4 protein-coding genes, 1 tRNA gene and 1 pseudogene are annotated in these 4,522 nt (G+C 59.1%); 5 read left to right on the top strand and 1 reads right to left on the bottom strand.

All coding sequences use genetic code 11. The annotated features are described in order from the left end of the window. Positions 1-342: hypothetical protein (locus tag J0I64_RS01075; protein ID WP_291405564.1), on the bottom strand; the 342-nt coding region annotated here is incomplete at its 3' end. A 236-nt stretch (positions 343-578) separates the two neighbouring features. Between J0I64_RS01075 and J0I64_RS01070 the strand changes: the two genes are divergently transcribed. The 5 genes and pseudogenes from J0I64_RS01070 to J0I64_RS01050 form a co-directional block, all read left to right on the top strand. Then, a complete protein-coding gene (locus J0I64_RS01070; RefSeq protein WP_366933667.1) occupies positions 579-1,475 on the top strand; it encodes a TerC family protein in 897 nt (298 codons plus the stop codon). Next, positions 1,472-2,443 carry a quinone oxidoreductase gene (locus tag J0I64_RS01065; protein WP_291405562.1) on the top strand — a complete coding sequence of 324 codons (972 nt, stop codon included), beginning with the start codon at positions 1,472-1,474 and terminating at the stop codon, positions 2,441-2,443. The genes J0I64_RS01070 and J0I64_RS01065 overlap by 4 nt, the downstream gene beginning before the upstream one ends. A gap of 144 nt (positions 2,444-2,587) precedes the next feature. Next, positions 2,588-2,677, top strand: a tRNA-Ser gene (locus J0I64_RS01060). Between the two features lie 200 nt (positions 2,678-2,877). Continuing rightward, positions 2,878-3,540 (top strand): annotated as a pseudogene (locus J0I64_RS01055) (DDE-type integrase/transposase/recombinase); the annotation flags it as partial. Between the two features lie 302 nt (positions 3,541-3,842). Then, the coding region (locus J0I64_RS01050) for a CHAP domain-containing protein (RefSeq protein WP_291405560.1) at positions 3,843-4,522 on the top strand (680 nt) is incomplete at its 3' end.

Here is a 4,522-nt window from a genome sequence, read left to right as displayed (position 1 = left end):
GGTGCAGCCATTGCTGATCTTGGTGCCAAACCCGATGAGAAGTCCGGCAACGATCAGCCAAACCGCGGGCGGTATGCCCCAGGCCGCGGGCGGCCGCACGAGTTCAGTGGGTTCGAGCCCGCCCACGCCCAGTTGCGGAAAGACCCGGGACGTCGCCCAGGCGCCGAAAACCAGGGCGACGAGAAAGATGAGTCGCCAGACCACGGTTCGCGCAGGCGGCAGCAACTGCCCGAAAATGCCGGATATGCCGGCGATGCGGCCATTGCCGAGCCAGAGTACGGCCGCGGCAAGGCCAATGAGTGAGCCGCCGAGCGCCGCAGTAAGGGGCGTGAAGGATTCCATCGAGAAACTCCGCAGGAACGGAACCAGAGCCTAGCACTGGCCATTCACGGCATACCAGTATCGGACAGGCAGAACCATTTCGCGCCTTGCCGCAGGGGAGGAAAATGCTGCCTTAGGAACGAATTCTAACAAATAAGAGGGGGCCAGGACGCTTTCCACGCAATGTGAAAGTCTCCACTATCCCCGCTAGTCCATCGACTCGTTGCCGATTTGGAAACCCTTTTTCGGAGCCCACCATGTTTGAGCTTCTGGCCGATCCCAATGTGTGGATCGCCTTTCTTACCCTCACGGTCATGGAGATCGTGCTGGGGATAGACAATATCGTCTTCATCTCGGTTCTGGTGTCGCGCCTGCCGCGCGAACAGGCCGAATTCGCCAGAAAGCTGGGCATTGGCCTGGCCCTTGTGTTCCGGATCGTGCTGCTGCTGCTGATCAGCGTGATCGTGCAGCTCAAGGAACCGGTTTTCACGGTCTTTGACCATGCCTTTTCCTGGAAAGACATCATCCTGATCGCCGGCGGCGCCTTCCTGATCTACAAGGCGACGCACGAAATGCATGCGGCCATCGAAGAGCCGCACGAGGTTGGCCTCAAGGAGGCCGCCAAGGCAAGCTTGCAGGCCATTCTGGTGCAGATCGTCATCATCGACATGGTGTTTTCGATCGACTCCATCATTACAGCCGTCGGCATGGTGCCGGCCGACCAGGTGGCGGTGATGATCGCCGCTGTGCTGGTCGCCGTCGCCGTGATGTTCTTTGCTTCAGGACCGATCGCAAAATTTGTCGCGGATCACCCGACGACCAAAATGCTGGCCCTGGCCTTCCTGCTGCTGATCGGTGTGACACTGGTGGCCGATGGCCTCGGATTCCATATTCCGAAGGGCTATATCTACTCGGCCATGGCCTTCTCGGTGCTGGTGGAAGCGGTCAATATCTTCGCCAAGACCCGCAAGCTGCGTGCGGCGGGCGGCTCCGGCCACCATGAAATGACGCCATTCACCGGTGATACCGGCTCGGTATCCGCTCAGGCCGGCGTATCCGCCGTCACCGGCAGGCCGCGCGCCAAGACCTCGCAGACCCGCCAGGCGCAGTCGCGGCCAAAATCGGCCCCACGCAAACCCAAGGCACCCAAATGACCCGTGTCATAGCGATCAACAAGACCGGTGGTCCCGAGGTGCTGAGCCTCGCGGATTGGCCGGTCGGTGACCCTGGTCCGGGCCAGGCGCTTATCGAGCAGAAGGCCATCGGGCTCAACTTCATCGATACCTATCAGCGCTCCGGCCTCTATCCTATGTCGCTGCCGTTTGTCGGCGGCAATGAGGGAGCAGGGGTGGTCAAGGCGGTCGGCCCGGGCGTGACGGCGGTCAAGGTCGGAGATCGGGTCTGCTATCAGGGCCAGTCCGGCGCCTATGCCGAAACCCGGCTTGCCGCGGTCGAAAAGCTTATCCCCATTCCCGATGGCGTCGACGAGGAAACCGCGGCCGCAGTCGTCCTGAAAGGCCTGACAGCTTACTATCTGCTGTTCAAGACCTGGGAAGTGCAGCCCGGCCAGACGATTCTCTGGCACGCAGCGGCCGGTGGCACGGGCCTCATCGCCACCCAATGGGCCAAGGCGCTCGGCGCGACGGTCATCGGCACAGCCGGAGGCCCTGAAAAGCTGGCGCTGGCCAAGGCCCATGGTTGCGACCATGTGATCGACTATCGCACCGAAGACTTTGTCGCGCGCGTCAAGGAGATCACCGGGGGCAGGGGCGTCGATGTCGTCTATGACGGCGTCGGCAAGTCGACCTTCGAAGGTTCGCTCGATTGCCTGCGTCCCCGGGGCCTGCTCGCCAGCTTCGGCAACGCCTCGGGCGTGGTGTCGATCCCGGATCTGACCGTGTTGTCGAGAAAAGGTTCGCTCTACGTGACGCGGCCGACGGGCACGCACTATTTCACCCGGCGTGAGGATCTGCTTGAGGGCGCCGAGGCGCTGTTTGGCGCGATCCGCGCGGGCGCAATCAAGGTCAAGATCGGTGGCCGTTTCCGTCTCGAAGAGGCGGAGGCAGCGCACCGCGCACTTGAAGGTCGCGAAACAATCGGTTCGGTTGTCTTGCTTCCCTGATAAAATTAATCGGCCTCGGGGCCGAAATTCCGTCCCCGAGGCCAGCAAGCGGCCACTCGATAGGGCTCCGCAGGTAAAGAACACCGCGCTTGGCCGCTCCGCCTCTGGACAGCGCGAAAAGCCGACGCTAAAGGCAGTGCCAACGGGTAGGTGGCAGAGCGGTTGATTGCTCCGGTCTTGAAAACCGGCGAAGGTGAAAGCCTTCCGGGGGTTCGAATCCCTCCCTACCCGCCATTCCCTCAAGCGCATCCTTATATTTCAATAGTTTAGCAGGCGGTTAGCCAGCTTCAACTTTGAAGTTAGTCAATTTATGTTCCTGTTTTGCTCTGCTGAAGCCGCGCCAATGCCTGGTCCGAGAGCGTTATTTGGTCGGCTGCTGCGGTGTACCTAGAGACTTCTCGGTCCGTCTTGTGGCCGGTGATGGCTTTGATTTGCGGCTTCTCAAGGCTCACGATCTGATCACCAGCCCCGCCTACGTGGTGATCAAGGCGGCGGATCAGTTCCACACCAAAACCTCCCGTCCCAACCAGATGTGGCAGACCGACTTTACATACTTCAAGATCATCGGCTGGGGCTGGATGTATCTGTCCACGGTGCTGGATGAGTACTCCCGCTACATCATCGCCTGGAAGCTGTGCTCCACCATGCGGGCCCAGGATGTCACCGATACGCTGGATATCGCACTGGCCGCTTCAGGCTGTGATCAGGCCCATGTGCAGCATCGGCCGCGCCTGCTGAGCGATAATGGCCCCAGTTACATCGCCCAGGATCTTGCCGATTACATCCAGGCCAATGGCATGGACCATGTTCGCGGTGCTCCGCTCCATCCCCAGACACAGGGCAAGATCGAGCGCTGGCATCAGACGCTCAAGAGCCGCATCCAGCTCGAAAACTACTTCCTGCCCGGCGATCTCGAAAGCCAGATCGAGGCCTTCGTCGAGCACTACAATCATCGGCGCTATCACGAGAGCCTCGACAATGTGACACCCGCCGACGCCTACGTCGGCAGGGCCGCAGCCATCATCGAACACCGAGAAAGGATCAAACGCAAAACTATCCAGAAACGCCGCTTGCTGCACGCAACCATCGCCGCATAACATCAACCCGTTGACGAGCAGAAATCTCCACTAAGCAAACCTCCAATCTGCGCCAAATGATCTGACGACGGACAAAAAGTGCCAATCGAGCGAGATGTAGCATTCTGTTGCCGGGGGCGTTATGGTTTGATCATATTCGTCTTGTTGTTGATATCGATTCAATCGGGATGATTTTGCATTGAAATAACATTTGTTGACCAGTGCACTTTTTCGTGCTGCCATAATAAGCGTTGCGATTCAATTTCGACGCAATCAATGAACATCTTCGTCGTAGGTCATGTTAGTGCCAAAGTGAGATTGACATGCTTATAAAAATGGGAAGTGCAGGTACAGTCGTCGCAAAATTGTGTGCCGATCTCAAACACTTGGGATACTTTTCCGGTGCTGCCACGGACATCTTTAACCGCGATGTCTGGGAGGCAGTGCGCGCCTTCCAAATGCAGAACGTGGATAGCCTTGGGCGACCGCTGGTCGTGGATGGCATTGTAGGTCCGGTGACAGCCTGGGCCGTTGCCAGCCGCCTGGCAAATGCCCCCACTCCCACCTCCGTCAGCACTACCGCATTGTCTGCGCCCAGTGGGGGTTCGGCAACCGGCCAGGCGGCGCTTCAGGTGGCGATCAACGAAATGAAGGCCGGCAATGGCGAAGTTGGCGGCAACAATATGGGGCCGCACGTCACCAAATATCTCAATGGCAAGGCGACGCCGCCGGCCAATTGGTGCGCCGGCTTCGTCAGCTATTGCTTCCAAAATTCCGGGCATCCCATGCCTTTCACATATTCGGTCGGGGCTCGTGACATCCTCACCCAAATGAAGAGCAAGGGCTGGCTTATCAAGCCCGATGACACGCATCCGCCGCAGCCGGGCGACATTATTGTCTGGTGGAGAAATACCCCCTCAAGCTGGGAAGGCCATATCGGCATCGTGCACAGCTACAACAATGGCATAGTGCGGACGATCGAGGGCAATAAGACTTCTAAGGT

This window comes from Devosia sp., from assembly GCF_017307565.1.
GTDB lineage: Bacteria > Pseudomonadota > Alphaproteobacteria > Rhizobiales > Devosiaceae > Devosia.
The sequence above is the reverse complement of the archived record's forward strand: the minus strand, read 5'-3'. Positions and strand labels throughout refer to the sequence as shown.

Coding starts and splice junctions, on each gene's coding strand:
- J0I64_RS01070 (WP_366933667.1), top strand. CDS start 579: ATGTTTGAGCTTCTGGCCGATCCCAATGTGTGGATCGCCTTTCTTACC.
- J0I64_RS01065 (WP_291405562.1), top strand. CDS start 1,472: ATGACCCGTGTCATAGCGATCAACAAGACCGGTGGTCCCGAGGTGCTG.